This window comes from uncultured Campylobacter sp. (assembly GCF_938045595.1).
In the GTDB taxonomy this organism is placed as follows: Bacteria; Campylobacterota; Campylobacteria; order Campylobacterales; family Campylobacteraceae; genus Campylobacter_B.
Window position 1 is genome coordinate 1 of record NZ_CALIBB010000006.1, and the last position, 15,659, is coordinate 15,659.

The following is a 15,659-nucleotide window of genomic DNA, read 5'->3' on the forward strand; positions in this document are numbered from 1 at the left end:
TGAAATTTTTATACGCCAAGATGCTAAAAACCAAAGACAACACCGAGCTGCTATCGATAATGAACGGCTAAATTTTATTAAATTTAGCCTTATTCTGAAATTTCGCTCTAAATTAGCGACATGGCTTGCACTGCTTGCCACAAATGCCACCACGTAGCTTCGTACGCGCTTTCAAGGCGGCGCGCAAATTCTGAGGGTAGGGGATTTGCGACGTGTAAAATTCTGTAAATATGTGGCGAGCTGATATTGTAGTAATGCACTAGACTTTCACTTAAAATCCCAATAGCTATGAAATTCTAAAGCTTAGCTTTAAATTTATAACTCACAAAATTTTGATTTTAAATTTTGACTACGCTTAATCTTGGGCCGTAGCCTCTTTTGTTTGGATGTCGCATCCTACTCGCAACCCTCATTTTAAGATGTACTCACTTCGGCTGCGATAAAATTAACATATGAATCCTACATCTAAGCTTGTAAGCTTGCTATTGACGTTTAAATTTTACTAGCCACGTTTTAAAATTTTAAAATAGCAGTTTAATCCATATTTTAAGGAGATTTAAATTGGGACGACGTTATAATTTATCTATATTTTAATTAAAAGGAAAAACAATGAAATATCTGATTTCAAAAAGTCTTTTTACTTTAGCCGTGTCTTTTGCAGCCGCTTCCATCTTAGGTGGTTGTGGTTTTATAAAAAAGCCGATGACTAGTGAGGCGACACTCTTAGATCGCGCTGAAATGGCAACTGGTATAGATAAATCAAATCTAACGGTTGTGCCTGATTCAGTAAAAAGTGAGATCGACTCCGTGCACTATAAGGTCAGAAGCAAAAACGGTGATTTGTATCGTTGCTATTTTTCATCCGTTATAGTAGTTGATTCTGACGTGCTTTGCACGAAAATCGTCGGAGCAGCGGGTAGTACGGGAAGCGGCAAAGGCGGTAACTGCAACGCTCTGCTTAAAAAAGCAGGCAAGTGCTAGCGCGCTAAAGACGGCTTAAATCGTGCGGCTTTAAAACGGTTCATTCGGCCCAAATGCGCGCCACTAGCCGTTTAGGCCGCACCCGCAAAATCTTCATCGCGTCTGTAAAGCAAGCCCGCTACTTTACGGCACATTTCGACGCTCGTTATGTTAGCGGGTAGTAAAATTTTAATGCTTTTAGGCTTTGCCGAGAGGATTGCAAAATTTTAACGCGTAAATTTTAAATTCGGGCGCATTTGGGCTCTTTTCGTTACGAAACGAGGCGTAAAATTTTACGCTTTAATTTTACTGTGCAAGATTTACCGCATGAAATTTCATTGCGCAAAGCCCTTTGCTCCGGCGCTTCGCGGATCGCAGCACGCGATTTAGCCGAGCCGCCTAAACGTTGCAAATTAGCTCGCGATCCCCGCGTTCCGCTTCGCCGCGCAAATCCGCCGCACGATTTATCGCGTGAAATTTCGCTCGCTCCTATCTATTTCGCTCGCTTCCTACTTCCCGCCGAAAAACAGCAGATTTGCCATTATGATCACGATCGCGACGGGCGCTACGAAGCGCAGCGAAAAGTACCAAATTTTAAATCCAAGCTCGCCCATATCGGCGCCAAAAAGCCCGCGCAGGCGCTGCGCGTCCATCACGAAGCCAACAAAGATCGCTGAGGTTAGCGCGCCTAGAGGAAGCATGACGTTTGAGCTTACGAAATCCAAGCAGTCAAAAAAGCTCGCGCCGAAAAGCTTAAATTTGCTCGCATAATCCGCGTGCATCGATAGCAGCGAGCATGCGCCTAGCGCCGCTATGACGCACCCCGAGATGCAGACTGCGCGCAGGCGCGAAATTTTAAATCTGCCGATGAGATAGAAGACGAAGGGCTCGATCATCGAAACTGCGCTCGTGATCCCCGCGAAAAAGAGCGAGACGAAAAACGCGACTTCAAGCACCTGCCCCGCTAGCCCCATTTTTGCAAACATCGTAGTGAGCGAGACGAACACAAGCCCCGCACCCTGCGCGGGATCGGCGCGGAATTCGAAGATGAAAGTAAAGACGATGAGCCCCATCATCAGCCCGATCGCGATGTTGATAAATACGATGTTTACCGAGCTTCGCACGAGCCGCACCCCCTCGCTAAGCGATGCCGCGTATGCCGCGATACAGCCGACGCCCACGCACAGGGTAAAGAGCGCGAGTCCGAGCGCGGAGAGGACGGAGTTAACGGTGATTTTGCCGAAGTCGGGGTAGAAAAGAAATTTCGCCGCCGCGCCGAAGCCCTGCATCGTGCACGCATACGCAAGCATCGCAAGCAGCAGCACGAAAAGCAGCGGCATCATCACGACGTTTAGCCGCTCGATACCGCTTTTGATGCCGCGCGCGACGACGGATAGCGTCAGCACGAGTGCAAGCGCGTAAAAGCCCAGGCTCGTGGCTAGCGAATGCGAGATGAGATCGTCAAAGACGGCACCCGCTTCCTCGGCGGTTGCGGGCAGCGGAGAAAAGCCCAAAAAGATATAGCGGATTACCCAGCCGAGGATCACGAGGTAAAAGGACAGCACCAGCATGCCGCCCGCGATAAAAACGCCTCCCGCGCGCCATTTGCGTCCGCCGCGCGGCGCCAGCGTCTCGTACGCGCTCGGTAGATCCCGCCCGCTTAGCCTGCCTAGCGCCATCTCGGCTAGGAATATGCTAAAGCCCACGCCCAGCGTGAGCGCTAGATATAAAAGCACGAAGGCGCTGCCGCCGTTTTGACCCACGAGGGTGGGGAATTTCCATGCATTGCCAAGCCCCACCGCGCCGCCCGCGACGGCAAGTATGAAGCCGATTTTGCTAAATTTATCGTTCATTTTCGCTCCGATGATTTTTAAATTTTAAAGTCGCGGAATTTTAAAATTCCAAACTACCGCCGCATCTCGCTATGAAATTTGGCTCGCTACTTTGGGCCGCTTTGGCGCTAAATTTTAAAATTCCGCAGCGTGATCAGACGCGGCTGCGCTACGGCGTCTTTGCCGCGGTCTTGCGCAGGTTGCCGTGCGGGTTAGCGCGGTCGCGCCGAAGGCTGATTGCGGTCGCCGCATACTCCTATCTAGACATAAAATTCCAGGCGTAATTTTTTGACAGCCGCCATGGTCGCTAACGGATCGCGGCAAGTTTGCTATGAAATTTTGCCCGTTACTTTTAGACTGCTTCAGCGCCAAATTTTAAATCCATGTTATCCACCTGCTTTGCAAAATTTAAAAATTTAAAATTTTTAGCTGATTGAGCGCTATCACTACGATCGCGACTGGCGCCACGAAGCGCAGTAGCACGAAATACCACAGCTTAAAGCCCATTCGTCCCATATATGGGCGCAGTAGAATTTCGACGGCTCGTTTTTTGATCACGAATCCTACGAAAATCGCCACAATTATGCCGCTAAGAGGCATTAAGATATTTGAGGTCAGGTAATCAAGCACGTCAAAAAAGCTCTTGCCACCTAGGCTAAAATATTCGCTCGTACCTCTGTAATAACCCAAAATGCAGCATATCCCTAAAACATACGTCACGGCAAAAACTAAAAGCGAAGCGCGCTTGCGGCTTAGCTTGCGGGAGTTTACGAGATAATAAATCGCAGGCTCCAGCATCGAAATTGCAGAAGTAATCGCTGCAAATAATAGCGAGGTGAAAAATAAAAAGGCTAGGATATTTCCGATCGCACCGAGCTTTGAAAAAAGCACCACCAGCGAGACAAACACTAGCCCTGGGCCTTGCGCTTTGGGATCGCCGCCGAATTCAAAGATGAAAGTAAAGACGATAAGCCCCATCATCACGCCGATTAGGACATTAATGCAGACGATATTTATGCTTGAGGTTAGGATATTGGTGCGCGCAGGCAGGCTTGCAGCATAGGTCATAATCGTAGTAACGCCAAGCGAAAGCGTAAAAAATGCAAGTCCTAGCGCCGAAAGAACGCTATCTTTATTAAGCTTGGAAAAATCTGGCACTAGCAAGAATTTTGCGCTACGTCCGAATCCATCGAAACTCGCGGCGTAAATTAGCATTAAAACCAGCAAAATAAATAGCGCGGGCATCATCCAGACATTAAGCCGCTCGATGCCGCTTTTAACGCCCTTAGATACGATGAAAAAGCAAAACGCCGACGCTATGGTAAAGCACACCGCCACGCTTAAAAAATCGCTACCTAAAAGCGCTTTAAACGCTGCGCCGCTTTCATCTATGCTTTTTGGCAGATACAAGGCGCTTGAGACCACGTATTTTAGGATCCAGCCCATTACGACGCTGTAAAAAGCATAGATCAAAAGCGCACTAATCATAAAAAATCCCGCGTATTTCCATGCGCCTTTGTATGAGGGCGCGAGTTTTTCAAATGCGCGCACCGGATCACTTTCGCTTAGCCTGCCGATGACGATCTCGGCTAAAAAAATCACGAAGCTAACCAAAAGCGTCAGCAAAAGATATAGCAAGATAAATGCGCTGCCGCCGTTGGTGCCTACTAAAGTGGGGAATTTCCACGCGTTACCGAGCCCCACGGCACTGCCTGCGACTGCGAGAATGAAGCCGATTTTGCTGAACTTATCATTCATATTATGCCTTGTAGCGGAATTTGAAAGGGCAATATTAGCAAAATCTAGCTTAACTCACCAAGCTAGCCGGGTGGAATTTAGGCAAACCCGCTATAATGCCGCGAATTTTAAAGGAGATAAAATGAAATCGATAAAAGAAGTGATGCTCTCTCGCCACAGTTGCCGTAAATTTTGCAGCTATAAACTAAATAGCGAGCTCGTGCGCGAGATACTTGATCTTGCGCGCTTAAGTCCCAGCTCATGCGGATTAGAGCCGTGGAGGATGATGATAATCTCGGATCCTTGCGAGCTAAAAGAGCTTTCTGTAGCCTGTAACAGCCAGCCGCAAATAGCCGAGTGCTCGCACGCCGTGATTTTAATCGCGCGTAACGATCTGCGCGTGGGCGAGGAGTATTTAGAGCGCACCGTTCACCGTCGCGCAAACACTCCGCAAAAATATGAAGCTGCGATGAATTATTTCCGCGCAAAATTTGCGGACTTAGACGACGAAGCGCTGATGAACTACGCGACCAAGCAGCTTTATATCTTAGCGGCAAATATCGCTAATATTGCCGAGGGCTTTGACGTGCGCTCGTGTATAATGACCGGCTTTGACGCCGCGGCTTTGGAAAAATTCTGCGCTTTAGAGGCGAAATTTCGTCCTGCAATCGTCGTGGTTTTGGGACGTGGTGAGCCTAGCAAATATCCGCACACGCGCTACGAGCTGGATGAAATTTTAATCTCTCGCGGCGGCGGCAGCGGAAAAAGATAAAATGAAGTATTTCTGCTTGCAAAGCTTAGGCGCAAGCTTCGTTTATTAAAAGCGTCGTTTTGCGAAATTTTATCGGTTTAAAAGTGCGATAGCGTTAAAATGCGCTTAAAATTTCAAAGGATAATCATGCAAGTCAAACTTCTAAATTTCACTCCGCTTTGGGTCTGCTCAAATGCGATCCGCACCTGCTGGCAGAGCTTTGAGCGCGGCGATTGCGGCGGCGCCAAAGACCTAGCGCTCATTGACCGCGTCGGCAATCAGCTCAAGCACTCAAGCACGCTCGAACACCTCTACTACAACTTCTACATCAGCGGCATCTCTCGCGCGCTGCTTCAGGAGCTGGCGCGCCACCGCCTAGCAAGCCTTAGCGTAAAATCCACGCGCTACACTCTCAAAGAATTGCGCGGCGAGGGCAGCTTCGCGCAAGGGGATTTCGAAAACGCCGCGCGATACATCGTGCTTACCGGCAATGAAGCGGTCGATAACGCAAGCATCGCAGCTCTTGAAAATCTGCGCGTAATCTTACAAACCCCGATCAGCCTTGATATCGCAAAATACTGCCTGCCCGAGTGCTACAAGAGCGAGCTTAGCTGGAGCATAAACGCGCGTAGCTTGCAAAATTTCCTCGCTCTGCGCTCTAGCAAAGCTGCACTTTGGGAGATACGCGAGCTTGCCGGTAAAATTTACGATGCGCTGCCGCAGGAGCATAAATTTATATTCCAAAGCTGCATGGCAGGCGAGAAGACGCAGGACGAGGAGTAGCGAGCGAAGTAAAATTTTGATATAAGGGGGTTGCGATGGTAAAACTTACACAGATGAGAGCGGCTTTTGAAAAGGAGGAGCCGAACGCGCTTTATCTTAGCTACCTAGGATGGGTAAAAACCCTGATCCCGTTTTGGAGGCAGGCTGCTGTGAGGATCGCGGAGCTAAGCGGCACGGCGGATGAAAAAAGAGACAAGCATCTGCGAGTTATCGACGATTCTTTGCAGCTTTTGCAAGCTTGGCGATTTAAAAAGATAAAATACGTGCAAGCAAGAAGAAAAGAGATCGATAGCGCCATAAGTTTCATTCGAAACGGCGCCTTAACGCAGCAGGCATGCAGATACGCCTTTGCGCCGGTCTGTAGAAATTTAGCGAGCATTTTACGCAGCTTTTTATACGTTTCTACCTTCGGCTATTCGGACGAGCAGCTTCCGACCGTATTTGCTCAAGATATTTACGGCATTGCGCTGTGCCATACCCTCTTCCCCTTTGATACGGGCGATTTTGTGTATTATCTGCCGCGAGAGAAATCCATCCATACCGAAGACCCCGCCGATTTGGACAACTGGCATTTGATGATGGAGATAGCGGGCGGCGATTTAGGGATTTCTGCGTTGATTGAGTGGCTAAACGAACGCGCGTATGAAATTTGGACGAATTACAAAACGCCGTTTGAATGGAAATACGACGAGGGAGTTTGGAATTTAGAATTTGAGAATGTTTCAAAAAGGCTGCACTATGCGGGCTTGCGAGCTTTTTCTAATCTGAATAAAGCGGAATAAAAAACGCGCAAAATTTTAACCGCTTCTGAAATTTAATTCGCGGGCGGTAAAATTCTGCGAGTTTTTAATGCGGGTAAAATTTAAAATTTGTTTGAGCGTTTTGGCAGCCTGCGGTATCAAAATTTAGCTGCCGCGCATTTTACGACTCTCGGCGACGACCCGAGAATTGCAGCGCCGCCGAGCCGAAAAGCTGTTATGGTGAGCGATAAATTTAAAGGACGGATTATGAAAAATCTAGCGCTTGTGATGTTTAGTGGACAGACGCACCTCGATTTTGTGGGATTTTACGATTGTATGTTAAGGCTCAAAGCCGTCCGCCCGCAGCTTGAGATGAGGTTTTGCTCGCGCGAGCGGCAGGTTTCGGATAGCGGCGGTCTTACGATCGATGCGGGCGAGATCGCGACGGATCTAGGCGGCTTTGATGCGGTTTTTGTGCCCGGCGGTATGGCGACGCGACGCCTTAAAGACGATGCGGGCTTCATCTCGTGGCTCGCAACCGCGCGCGATGCGAAGTATAAGTTTAGCGTTTGCACCGGTTCGCTGCTTCTGGGCGCGGCGGGGTTTTTGCGAGGTAGACGCGCGACCACGCATCCGTTTTGCTACGATCTGCTGGCGCCTTACTGCGCGGACGTGGTGCACGAGCGGCTCGTGTGCGAAAGCCTGCCAGAAGGAGGCGAGATCATCACTGCAGGCGGCGTGAGTAGCTCCATCGAGCTTGGTCTTTGCGTGATCGAAAAATTCGCAGGCGCCTCCGCGCGAGAGGCTGCCGCTGCGGCGATGGATTATCCGTATTACGGCCTTAGAAGCAAGCTCGTGCGATGAAATTTTAAAGACCCGCTAAGATCGGCGGTGCGGTTTATAAATACCGCAGTAAATTTTAAAATAGAGAGGAGGTAAATCTTAATGCAAGCAGTAAAGATATTAAAAACATTGTGGAAAGTCATCAAGATTGTCATACTCGCAGCATTGATATTACCGTTTGCGGCATTGATATTGTTTGTTTTGTTTATAGCTTTTCTATTTTCACCCCTTAATACGGATTTTTCATATATAGAAAATAAAAATTTGGCTAAATTTGAAGCCTTAACAAATACGAAGGGAGAAACTTTGCTCATTTATCGCAAAAAAAGTCCTCCTTTATCGTGTAGTGAAAAAATACAGACTTGTATCTGTTACGCGCATTTTATAAAGGCGGATAAGCCCTTTACTTTGACGCAACAAAAAATGTTGCAAGAGGGCTACGAGTTTGTTTCCGAGTCTGACTGTATAGCTGAAACTACAAATTTGCATGAATTTAAACTATCGTGGGCGATGCCGTCTTATTATTATGCCGGCAGTCGGGAGTATTTGATATATGGTTCAATCAAAAATTTAAATATAACGGCAATAGTGAACGATAAAAGGCGAATATGGCACAAAAAAGAGCACGAATCGGGACAACCGAGCGATTATGATCACGAGGTTATTTTTTATCCGGAACTTAATATAATTCAAATAAATAAAATGAGGTATTAATAGTGTGCGCTAAATTTACTTACGACCGATTTAATATAACGTTGCGAACTAAATTTAAAAGCCTTTAGGATAAAATTTAAAGATTGAAAGATTGTACTTTAGTCTTACGGACGTTTATCAAAGTAGATAAAATAACGATATAGTGGGTTTTTCATAAAATAGGAGATCACAAAGACAGAATGAAACCGGCTCAAATTTTATCGCTGCTTTCGCATATAGCTTTCGTAGCGGCGTGCAAGCGATACCATTTTTAAAATTTATTGTAAAATTAGAGCGTTAATTTATTAAAGCTTAAAGGGCTAGCATGCAGATAAACTTAGACGACGTGAGGATCGAGAGCGGCTGGAAAGAGGCGCTTAGGGAGGAATTTTTAAGCGAGTATTTTGCGAAGATCAAAGAAAATCTGCTCGCCGCAAAGGCGCGCGAGATCGTCTATCCGCCGGGAAATTTGATCTTTAACGCCTTCAATCTCACCCCGTTTGAGCGGGTGCGCGCGGTGATTTTGGGACAGGATCCCTACCATGGCGCGCATCAGGCGATGGGGCTTAGCTTTTCGGTGCCGCGCGGCGTGCGAATTCCACCTAGCCTCGTAAATATCTACAAAGAGATTAAAAGCGATCTGGGTATTAGCGAGCCTGAAAGCGGCGATCTGAGCTACTGGGCGAAGCAGGGCGTGCTGCTACTTAATGCGAGCCTTAGCGTGGGCGCGAACCGCGCGAACTCACACAGCGGCTTCGGTTGGCAAGCTTTCACCGACGCCGTGATTAAAATTTTAAGCGCGAGGCGGCAAAATTTAGTCTTTATGCTGTGGGGAAATTTTGCCAAAGCGAAATCGGCGCTGATCGATGCGCAGAGGCATCTCATTTTAACCGCCGCGCATCCTAGCCCGCTTGCAGGAGGGGCGTTTTTCGGCTGCAGACATTTTAGCAGATGCAACGAATATCTGCGCGCGCACGGTCTGGGAGAGATCGACTGGGATCTAAATCACGGCGCAGATTAAATGTATTTTAAATGAAATTTTCGTAAAATGCGCCGCAAAATTTCAAAAAGGTAAAGAAATTTTAAAAAATGTCAAAAGGAGAAGTGAGCGAATAATATACGACCGGCTTAAGACGGCTTGCCGAAGCGACGCGAATGCGCGGCTAGGCTAATCATTGTAATTAAAGGAACGATATGAAAAAGATAATTTTGGGAATTTTCTTGCTATTTACAAGTAGTGTAGTGGCAAATACCCTATCTGAGATCAGGCAATCGGGCAGTGTGCGCGTAGGCGTATTCGAGGCGCAACCACCTTTTAGTAAATTTGAAGACGGCAAATTCCAAGGATTTGAGATTACTCTAGCCGAGGCGCTATCAAAAGATATATTCGGTGGCAAGGCGGGCAAGGTAGAATTCGTACCCGTAAAGGCTAGTGAGCGTTTAAAAGCGTTGGAAGAAAATAAAGTAGATATGGTGCTTGCGACCTTTACGATCACAAATGAGCGTAAGCAGGTGGTCGATTTTACGACGCCGTATTTCGCAGTAAATATCGGCGTGCTAACCCGTAAGGGCGATAAGATCAAAACTATGTCTGATTTACACGGTAAGCCGATCATTGCAGAAAGCGGTACGACTAGCGAGGCATATTTTAAAAAAGAAGGTTTTGAAATCATAAATTGCGCTACCGCACACGAATGCTATAAAATTCTAAAAGAGGGCAAGGGTGCTGGCTTTGCACACGATAATTTGTTGGTTCTTGCTTATGCGGTCGTAGATAGCGATACTGAAGTAAATATTAAGAATTTAGGCGTTTCGGATTTCTTGGGCATTGCGGTTTCTAAGGGCAATAAGGATCTGCTCGAGTTCTTAAACGGCGAGTTAATTAAGCTTAGTAAAGACGGCTTTATGAAAAAGACCTATGATGAGGCGATCGAGCCGTATTACAAAGGCACTGCGGAGAAAAAATATTTCTTGCTAGATGACCTCTATAGCTTATTTTAGGTGGGCATAGCGGTACGGCTCGCCTGTGTTTGTTTTCGTAAGCATAGCTGTGTGCTCTCGCTAGGTAAAATTTAAAAGGCTCGCATAGTCTTGCTATTTTGCCCGACTTTGCGAGCTTGGTTTAGATTGTAAGATTTTACTAATGCGCGTTGCGGAATTTATAAAATTCCATAGAATTTCGCAGCGGCGCGCTATTTTTATGGCGCTAATAGACGCACAGAATTTTAAGCGAAGCGCTAAAATTTAATGAGAGCAGGCGGAGCTTGGCGCAAAGACGGTAAAATTTAAAAAGCCTCTATCATTATGCTTAGAAATTTTAGTTGCGAAATTTTATCGCTAAGCTCGCAATTTAGGGAATAATTTCAGTTTTGGTAAAATGAAATTTTAAGAAAATTTACATTACAATTACGAAAAATTTAAAATTCAAGGAGGAAATTATGAAAAAGTCATTTTTTCTTATTCTATTGTCGGCGATCTTTGTTTTTGCGAATTCCTTAAGCGAAATAAAGCAAAGCAAGGTTATCAGAGTGGGCGTTTATGAAAACGAGCCGCCTTTTAGTAAGTCGAGCGAGAAAGGCTTTGAGGGATTTGAGGTCGAGCTTGCCAACGCGCTAGCCGGTAAAATTTTCGGTAACAGCGGCGGTCGTATCGAGCTCATACCGGTAACAAACGAAGTGCGTTTTCCGATGCTGCAAAACAATCAGGCAGATATGATAATCGCGGCTGCAAGTATCACTGAAGAGCGTAAAGGCAGCGTGGATTTCTCGATGCCGTATTTTACGGTGAATTTGGGAATTTTAACGAAAAAAGACTCAAATATTCACAAAATAGGCGATCTGATGGGCAAAAAGATCGGTATCATCCGCAAGACTACCGGCGAAGCGTATATCAAAAAGGACGGCGGTTATAATGTTTCTTATTGCAACGATTCGGTTGATTGCTACAGGAGATTAAAAAGTGGCGAGATCGACGGGTATTGCAACAACAACCTTTTTGTAATGGTCTATCCGATCGTAGATCCTGCAGTCGAAGTCAATATCAAAAATTTAGGCGATAATGTATTCTTGGGCGTCGCGGTGCAAAAGGGTAACGTGGAGCTGCTAGAAGCGATCAATAAAGGCTTGATCGCGCTTAGCAAAGAGGGCTTTTTCAAAAAGGCTTACGAGGATACTTTCGAATCCTTCTATAAAGGCACCGTCGATAAAAAATATTTCTTACTCGACGATCTTTATAGCTTTTTTTAATAAAAAAGGAATTTAAAATGAAAAAATCACTGTTTTTAATTCTTTTATCTTGCATCTTTGCGCTTGCGAATTCTTTAAGCCAAATAAAGCAGAGTAAAGTCATTCGTATCGCCGTTTATGAAAATGAACCTCCGTTTAGTAGAGTTACGGATAACGGCTTTGAGGGCTTTGACGTAGAGCTTGCTAATGCAATCGGAGGCAAAATTTTAGGCGATACCGGCGGCAGGATCGAGCTCATACCGGTATCAGCGCAAGCGCGCTTTCCGTCCATTCAAAATAATCAGGCGGATATGCTTATCGCGGCTGCAAGCGTTACTGAGGAGAGAAAGAAAAATTATGAGTTTTCGATGCCCTATCTTTCGGTAAATTCTGGAGTTTTAACCAGAAAAAGCGACAATATCCAAAAAATGAGCGATCTGCGAGGTAAGAAAGTAGGCGTCATTCGCGGCTCGACGGGCGAAGCGTTTATGCAAAAGGATGGCGGCTACAATCTAGTGTATTGCAAAAATTCCTCCGATTGCTACAAGCGGCTAAAAAGCGGCGAGATCGATGGCGCGTGCGACGATAATCTATTTGTGATGGTCTATCCGGTCGCAGATCCTAGCGTCGAGGTTAATATCAAAAGTCTTGGCGAGAACGTATTTTTAGGCATCGCGATGCAAAAAGGCAACGCAGATCTCGCAGAAGCCGTCAATCAAGCGCTCATCTCGCTTAGCAAAGAGGGCTTTTTCAAAAAGGCGTATAACGATACTTTCGAGCCTTTCTACAAAGGCACCGTCGATAAAAAATACTTCCTTTTAGACGACATATACAGCTTCTTTTAGAATTTTAAATTTGATGTGGGTCGGGATTTGAAGCTTCGCGGCTTTAAATTCTAGCCCGCGCGGTCTTAAAATTTCGTCTCGAAATTAGCTTTAAAATTTCGCTTAAAATTTTGTTAGTCCCACTGCCGCGCCTAAGCCAGCGTGCACACAGCAGTCGCAATCTTTAGTATTTGCGACCATTTGCGTCGCGCAAAATTAGATCGAGCTAAGCTTTAAAATTTTACTTCGAGCCCTTGGAATTTTTTAAATCCTGCATGCGCTCCTGCTGAGCCTGCACGAACGCGCTGTATCTTGCAAAAAGATAATCCTTAATCTCAAAAATCATCAACGTAAAAATCGAAGGCAGCGTGAAAAATCTAATCGTCATAAATACCAGATCAAGCGCGCTTAGCTCATCCTCGCTCGCTCGATACCCTCCCGAACTTGCGGTTAAAATCCCATGCAGTGCCTCGTAGTTGTAAAGGATGAAAATCGTCACAAAAAGCGTCGAGAGCTTCGATACGATCTTATTCATGATCTGCGCCACGTCCTCATCTGCGATCACCGACATCGCAAACCACACGAGGGTGAAAAACAGCGGAAAGACGATGTTGAAATTTAGCGAGTTATCAAGCTTTTCCGCGCCCGTAACCGCGATGATCGCAAATACCGCCGCAAAGGGGATCACAAATAGCGCGAAGGTCATCGCCGATTTTATCGCCTTAAAAAAGCCATACGCAAGCAGAGGCGAGCCCAAAGCGAGCAAAAAGATCGTCAGCGCGTAGTTGGCTTTGGCAAAATCGTATAGGTTAAACAGCGCAAATACCGACGCTGCTGCAAGTAGCGGCACGCTTAGCTTAAACAGCACCCCGTATTTGGCGTAAGCGCGCGACACAACGGCGTCGAGTCTGCTAAATTTGACGTTTAAGCTTTGCGCTCTGATGAAAAACAAAATGACGAATTTGACGATTACGTTTGGGCTCATACGCACCTTTCCGTTTAAATTTTATGAAATTTTATCCGCGCTAAATTTGCGAAATTTTATCCGCGGAGCCTGTCCGTAGAATTAGGCTTTGCCGACGGCTTATGCGGCCTGCGTTAAAATTTCATCGCGCTCTCGCTGCGTTGCTATCTTGCCGCCTTGTAGGCTTTGTCTTTTGGCTACGTGAGGCGGACCTGCGCGCTTTGGTTTGCGTAGCGTCTTGCTGGCAAGCCTTTTCGGGCTGCGACGTGCTACGGCGGCGCCCATTCGGCTCGGCGCGCGATACTTTGCTTGTGGTATCCGCACCCGCGAATGAGAGTTTGGCGCCGCTAAAATTTTACCGGTTCTTAGCCCCATGCGATACGTCCTGTGCGCCGCAAGGGCCTGTCGCGCTCGGCTTTGCACCGCAAAGCGCTCGCCTTGTATTGGCCTAGGATGCGGCGCGAATGATTAAATTTTAACCGCACCGCCGCCGAGCCGTTTTAAAGCTCAAACGAATTTTTGAGCCGCTACGATACGTGAAAATCCAAAAAGCGTGTCTTGGCGATCAAGCTCATTTGCGCTTGCTTGCGAGCTATGCAAAAAGCGGCGCACTTGCGCTCTTTGCCGCGCCCATGCAAAAGCAACGTGTCCCTTGTCGCTCAAAGCCCATTTTCGCTTGCTCGCGCCGCCCGCCAAACCGAGGCCAAGAAGCGCGCCGTCTCACATCCAATCTAAAATTTGCGTGATCTCGGTAGCGTGAAAAATTTTAAGCCCCTGCGCATTTTGCGGCTTCATCGGGACGATCGCGTTTTTAAATTTCTGCATCGCAGCTTCCTTCAGGCGCGCATCGAGGTTAAAGATCTCTCTGATCTCGCCGTTTAGGCTCACCTCGCCGATGAAGACGCTTTCTTTGCTGATCGGGCGGTTTTTGAAGCTGCTTACGATCGCCGCGACGACGGCTAGATCGCACGCCGTTTCGGTGATTTTTACGCCGCCGCTTACGTTTACGAAGACGTCGTATCCGCCAAGCCCGATCTCAAGCTTGCGATCAAGCAGCGCCAGAAGCATATCGAGGCGGTTTTTATCAAAGCCCGTGGCGCTGCGCTTGGGGTAGACGCTCTCGCACACGAGCGCTTGGATCTCCACGACGAGCGCGCGCGTACCCTCCATCGTGATCGTGATCGCCGAGCCGCTTACCGCCTTGCCGCGCGTGAAAAATTTACTCGCGACGTCCTTGGCGCTTACGAGCCCGTGCGGCCCCATCTCGAAAATCCCCACCTCGCTCGTAGCCCCGAAGCGATTTTTAAAACCGCGTAAAATTCTAAGCTGCTTGCTCGCATCGCCCTCGAAATACAGCACCACGTCCACCATATGCTCTAATATGCGCGGGCCCGCGATCGAGCCCTCTTTGGTGATGTGGCCGATGATGAAGATCGAAATCCCGCGCGCTTTGGCAAGTCGCATCAGCTCGAAGGTGATCTCGCGCACCTGCGTGATCGAGCCCGGCGCAGAGGGGGCCTTGTCGCTAAAAAGCGTCTGGATGCTGTCGATGACGATAAACTTATAATCCCTACGCTCCACCTCTTCAAGCACGGCGCTTAGATTTATCTCGGTGAGCAAAAACAGCTGCTCGCTTATCGCGCCCAGCCGCTGCGCACGCATTTTGATCTGGCTGGCGCTCTCTTCGCCGCTTACGTAAAGCACGGCGCGGCCGCCGCTTGCTAAATTTGCCGCGATCTTAAGCAGCAGCGTGGATTTTCCGATGCCGGGGCTGCCGCCGATTAGCACGAGTGAGCCCTCCACGACGCCGCCTCCGAGGACTAAATTTAGCTCGCTATCTTTGGTGTCGATGCGCGAAATTTGCTCGATCTGTATCTCGCTGATCGCTTTGGCGCTTGCGGACGAGGTGCGGGCAAGCTCGCCCTCGATCTCTTTTAGCGCTTTGATCTGGGCGGGCTTGAGCTCGACGAAGCTATCGAATGCACCGCAGTCGGGGCATCTGCCGAGCCATCTGCTTTGCTGATTGCCGCAGTGCTGGCACTCAAAAATCGTAGTTTTAATCTTCGCCATCTTTATCCCTCGCTCATTTTGTCTAAATTTAGCCTTGAATTTTGCGAAATTATACTTAAAATTTTTAAAATTTTAGCCGCCTCGTGCGCTGCGTGTCCACCAAAAAATCGTAAAAAAGCTAATTTTTAGCTAAATTTCGGCTAAATTTAAATATGTTTTAAACATTTGTAACTACAATATAAGTTTCAAATCCAGCAAGGAAGGTTTTAAGATGAAGGGCAAGCTTAGTAGAAGCCAG

General features: G+C 47.3%; 15 protein-coding genes. 10 read left to right on the forward strand and 5 right to left on the reverse strand.

Annotated elements, in window-relative coordinates; translation table 11 throughout:
• Positions 1–609: 609 nt before the first annotated feature.
• Positions 610–981 carry a hypothetical protein gene (locus Q0340_RS00090; protein ID WP_298081649.1) on the forward strand — a complete coding sequence of 124 codons (372 nt, stop codon included), beginning with the start codon at positions 610–612 and terminating at the stop codon, positions 979–981.
• Between the two features lie 488 nt (positions 982–1,469).
• On the opposite strand, the gene Q0340_RS00095 is transcribed toward Q0340_RS00090, so the two are convergent.
• Both Q0340_RS00095 and Q0340_RS00100 read right to left on the reverse strand, forming a co-directional pair.
• Entirely contained in the window at positions 1,470–2,813 is a 1,344-nt protein-coding gene (locus Q0340_RS00095; protein ID WP_298081650.1) for a sodium-dependent transporter, read from the reverse strand.
• 387 nt (positions 2,814–3,200) lie between these two features.
• Positions 3,201–4,550, reverse strand: a complete 1,350-nt coding sequence (locus Q0340_RS00100) for a sodium-dependent transporter (RefSeq protein ID WP_298081651.1) — start codon at positions 4,548–4,550, stop codon at positions 3,201–3,203.
• A gap of 121 nt (positions 4,551–4,671) precedes the next feature.
• On the opposite strand from Q0340_RS00100, the gene Q0340_RS00105 reads away from it, so the two are divergent.
• From Q0340_RS00105 to Q0340_RS00145, 9 genes are all read left to right on the forward strand, one after another.
• A complete protein-coding gene (locus tag Q0340_RS00105) occupies positions 4,672–5,301 on the forward strand; it encodes a nitroreductase family protein (RefSeq protein WP_298081652.1) in 630 nt (209 codons plus the stop codon).
• A 126-nt stretch (positions 5,302–5,427) separates the two neighbouring features.
• A complete protein-coding gene (gene thyX, locus Q0340_RS00110; protein WP_298081653.1) occupies positions 5,428–6,063 on the forward strand; it encodes an FAD-dependent thymidylate synthase in 636 nt (211 codons plus the stop codon).
• Positions 6,064–6,098: 35 nt separating this feature from the next.
• Positions 6,099–6,845 (forward strand): hypothetical protein, encoded by a 747-nt coding sequence (locus tag Q0340_RS00115; RefSeq protein WP_298081654.1) that lies wholly within the window; start codon positions 6,099–6,101, stop codon positions 6,843–6,845.
• 225 nt (positions 6,846–7,070) lie between these two features.
• Entirely contained in the window at positions 7,071–7,667 is a 597-nt protein-coding gene (locus Q0340_RS00120) for a DJ-1/PfpI family protein (RefSeq protein WP_298081655.1), read from the forward strand.
• Between the two features lie 81 nt (positions 7,668–7,748).
• The gene (locus Q0340_RS00125; RefSeq protein ID WP_298081656.1) at positions 7,749–8,360 is read left to right on the forward strand and encodes a hypothetical protein; all 612 of its coding nucleotides are present in this window, start codon (positions 7,749–7,751) and stop codon (positions 8,358–8,360) included.
• Positions 8,361–8,664: 304 nt separating this feature from the next.
• Positions 8,665–9,360 carry a uracil-DNA glycosylase gene (ung, locus tag Q0340_RS00130; RefSeq protein WP_298081657.1) on the forward strand — a complete coding sequence of 232 codons (696 nt, stop codon included), beginning with the start codon at positions 8,665–8,667 and terminating at the stop codon, positions 9,358–9,360.
• Positions 9,361–9,533: 173 nt separating this feature from the next.
• Complete coding sequence (locus tag Q0340_RS00135) at positions 9,534–10,340, forward strand: transporter substrate-binding domain-containing protein (RefSeq protein WP_298081658.1); 807 nt, start codon at positions 9,534–9,536, stop codon at positions 10,338–10,340.
• 437 nt (positions 10,341–10,777) lie between these two features.
• Positions 10,778–11,584 carry a transporter substrate-binding domain-containing protein gene (locus Q0340_RS00140; protein ID WP_297880407.1) on the forward strand — a complete coding sequence of 269 codons (807 nt, stop codon included), beginning with the start codon at positions 10,778–10,780 and terminating at the stop codon, positions 11,582–11,584.
• A gap of 17 nt (positions 11,585–11,601) precedes the next feature.
• Positions 11,602–12,408, forward strand: a complete 807-nt coding sequence (locus tag Q0340_RS00145; RefSeq protein ID WP_005873330.1) for a transporter substrate-binding domain-containing protein — start codon at positions 11,602–11,604, stop codon at positions 12,406–12,408.
• A 220-nt stretch (positions 12,409–12,628) separates the two neighbouring features.
• Here Q0340_RS00145 and Q0340_RS00150 read toward each other — a convergent pair whose 3' ends face one another.
• The 3 genes from Q0340_RS00150 to radA form a co-directional block, all read right to left on the reverse strand.
• Positions 12,629–13,372 carry a hypothetical protein gene (locus Q0340_RS00150; protein ID WP_298081659.1) on the reverse strand — a complete coding sequence of 248 codons (744 nt, stop codon included), beginning with the start codon at positions 13,370–13,372 and terminating at the stop codon, positions 12,629–12,631.
• A gap of 99 nt (positions 13,373–13,471) precedes the next feature.
• Positions 13,472–13,726: a hypothetical protein gene (locus tag Q0340_RS00155; protein ID WP_298081660.1), complete on the reverse strand. Its 255-nt coding sequence runs from the start codon at positions 13,724–13,726 to the stop codon at positions 13,472–13,474.
• Between the two features lie 345 nt (positions 13,727–14,071).
• Positions 14,072–15,421, reverse strand: coding sequence for a DNA repair protein RadA (gene radA / locus Q0340_RS00160; RefSeq protein ID WP_298081661.1), 1,350 nt, complete (start codon positions 15,419–15,421; stop codon positions 14,072–14,074).
• Positions 15,422–15,659: the final 238 nt, after the last annotated feature.

Bases quoted from the DNA above. Each gene is read 5' to 3' on its own strand.
- Q0340_RS00090 (WP_298081649.1), top strand. From the start codon at position 610: ATGAAATATCTGATTTCAAAAAGTCTTTTTACTTTAGCCGTGTCTTTT.
- Q0340_RS00095 (WP_298081650.1), bottom strand. From the start codon at position 2,813: ATGAACGATAAATTTAGCAAAATCGGCTTCATACTTGCCGTCGCGGGC.
- Q0340_RS00100 (WP_298081651.1), bottom strand. From the start codon at position 4,550: ATGAATGATAAGTTCAGCAAAATCGGCTTCATTCTCGCAGTCGCAGGC.
- Q0340_RS00105 (WP_298081652.1), top strand. From the start codon at position 4,672: ATGAAATCGATAAAAGAAGTGATGCTCTCTCGCCACAGTTGCCGTAAA.
- thyX (WP_298081653.1), top strand. From the start codon at position 5,428: ATGCAAGTCAAACTTCTAAATTTCACTCCGCTTTGGGTCTGCTCAAAT.
- Q0340_RS00115 (WP_298081654.1), top strand. From the start codon at position 6,099: ATGGTAAAACTTACACAGATGAGAGCGGCTTTTGAAAAGGAGGAGCCG.
- Q0340_RS00120 (WP_298081655.1), top strand. From the start codon at position 7,071: ATGAAAAATCTAGCGCTTGTGATGTTTAGTGGACAGACGCACCTCGAT.
- Q0340_RS00125 (WP_298081656.1), top strand. From the start codon at position 7,749: ATGCAAGCAGTAAAGATATTAAAAACATTGTGGAAAGTCATCAAGATT.
- ung (WP_298081657.1), top strand. From the start codon at position 8,665: ATGCAGATAAACTTAGACGACGTGAGGATCGAGAGCGGCTGGAAAGAG.
- Q0340_RS00135 (WP_298081658.1), top strand. From the start codon at position 9,534: ATGAAAAAGATAATTTTGGGAATTTTCTTGCTATTTACAAGTAGTGTA.
- Q0340_RS00140 (WP_297880407.1), top strand. From the start codon at position 10,778: ATGAAAAAGTCATTTTTTCTTATTCTATTGTCGGCGATCTTTGTTTTT.
- Q0340_RS00145 (WP_005873330.1), top strand. From the start codon at position 11,602: ATGAAAAAATCACTGTTTTTAATTCTTTTATCTTGCATCTTTGCGCTT.
- Q0340_RS00150 (WP_298081659.1), bottom strand. From the start codon at position 13,372: ATGAGCCCAAACGTAATCGTCAAATTCGTCATTTTGTTTTTCATCAGA.
- Q0340_RS00155 (WP_298081660.1), bottom strand. From the start codon at position 13,726: ATGGGGCTAAGAACCGGTAAAATTTTAGCGGCGCCAAACTCTCATTCG.
- radA (WP_298081661.1), bottom strand. From the start codon at position 15,421: ATGGCGAAGATTAAAACTACGATTTTTGAGTGCCAGCACTGCGGCAAT.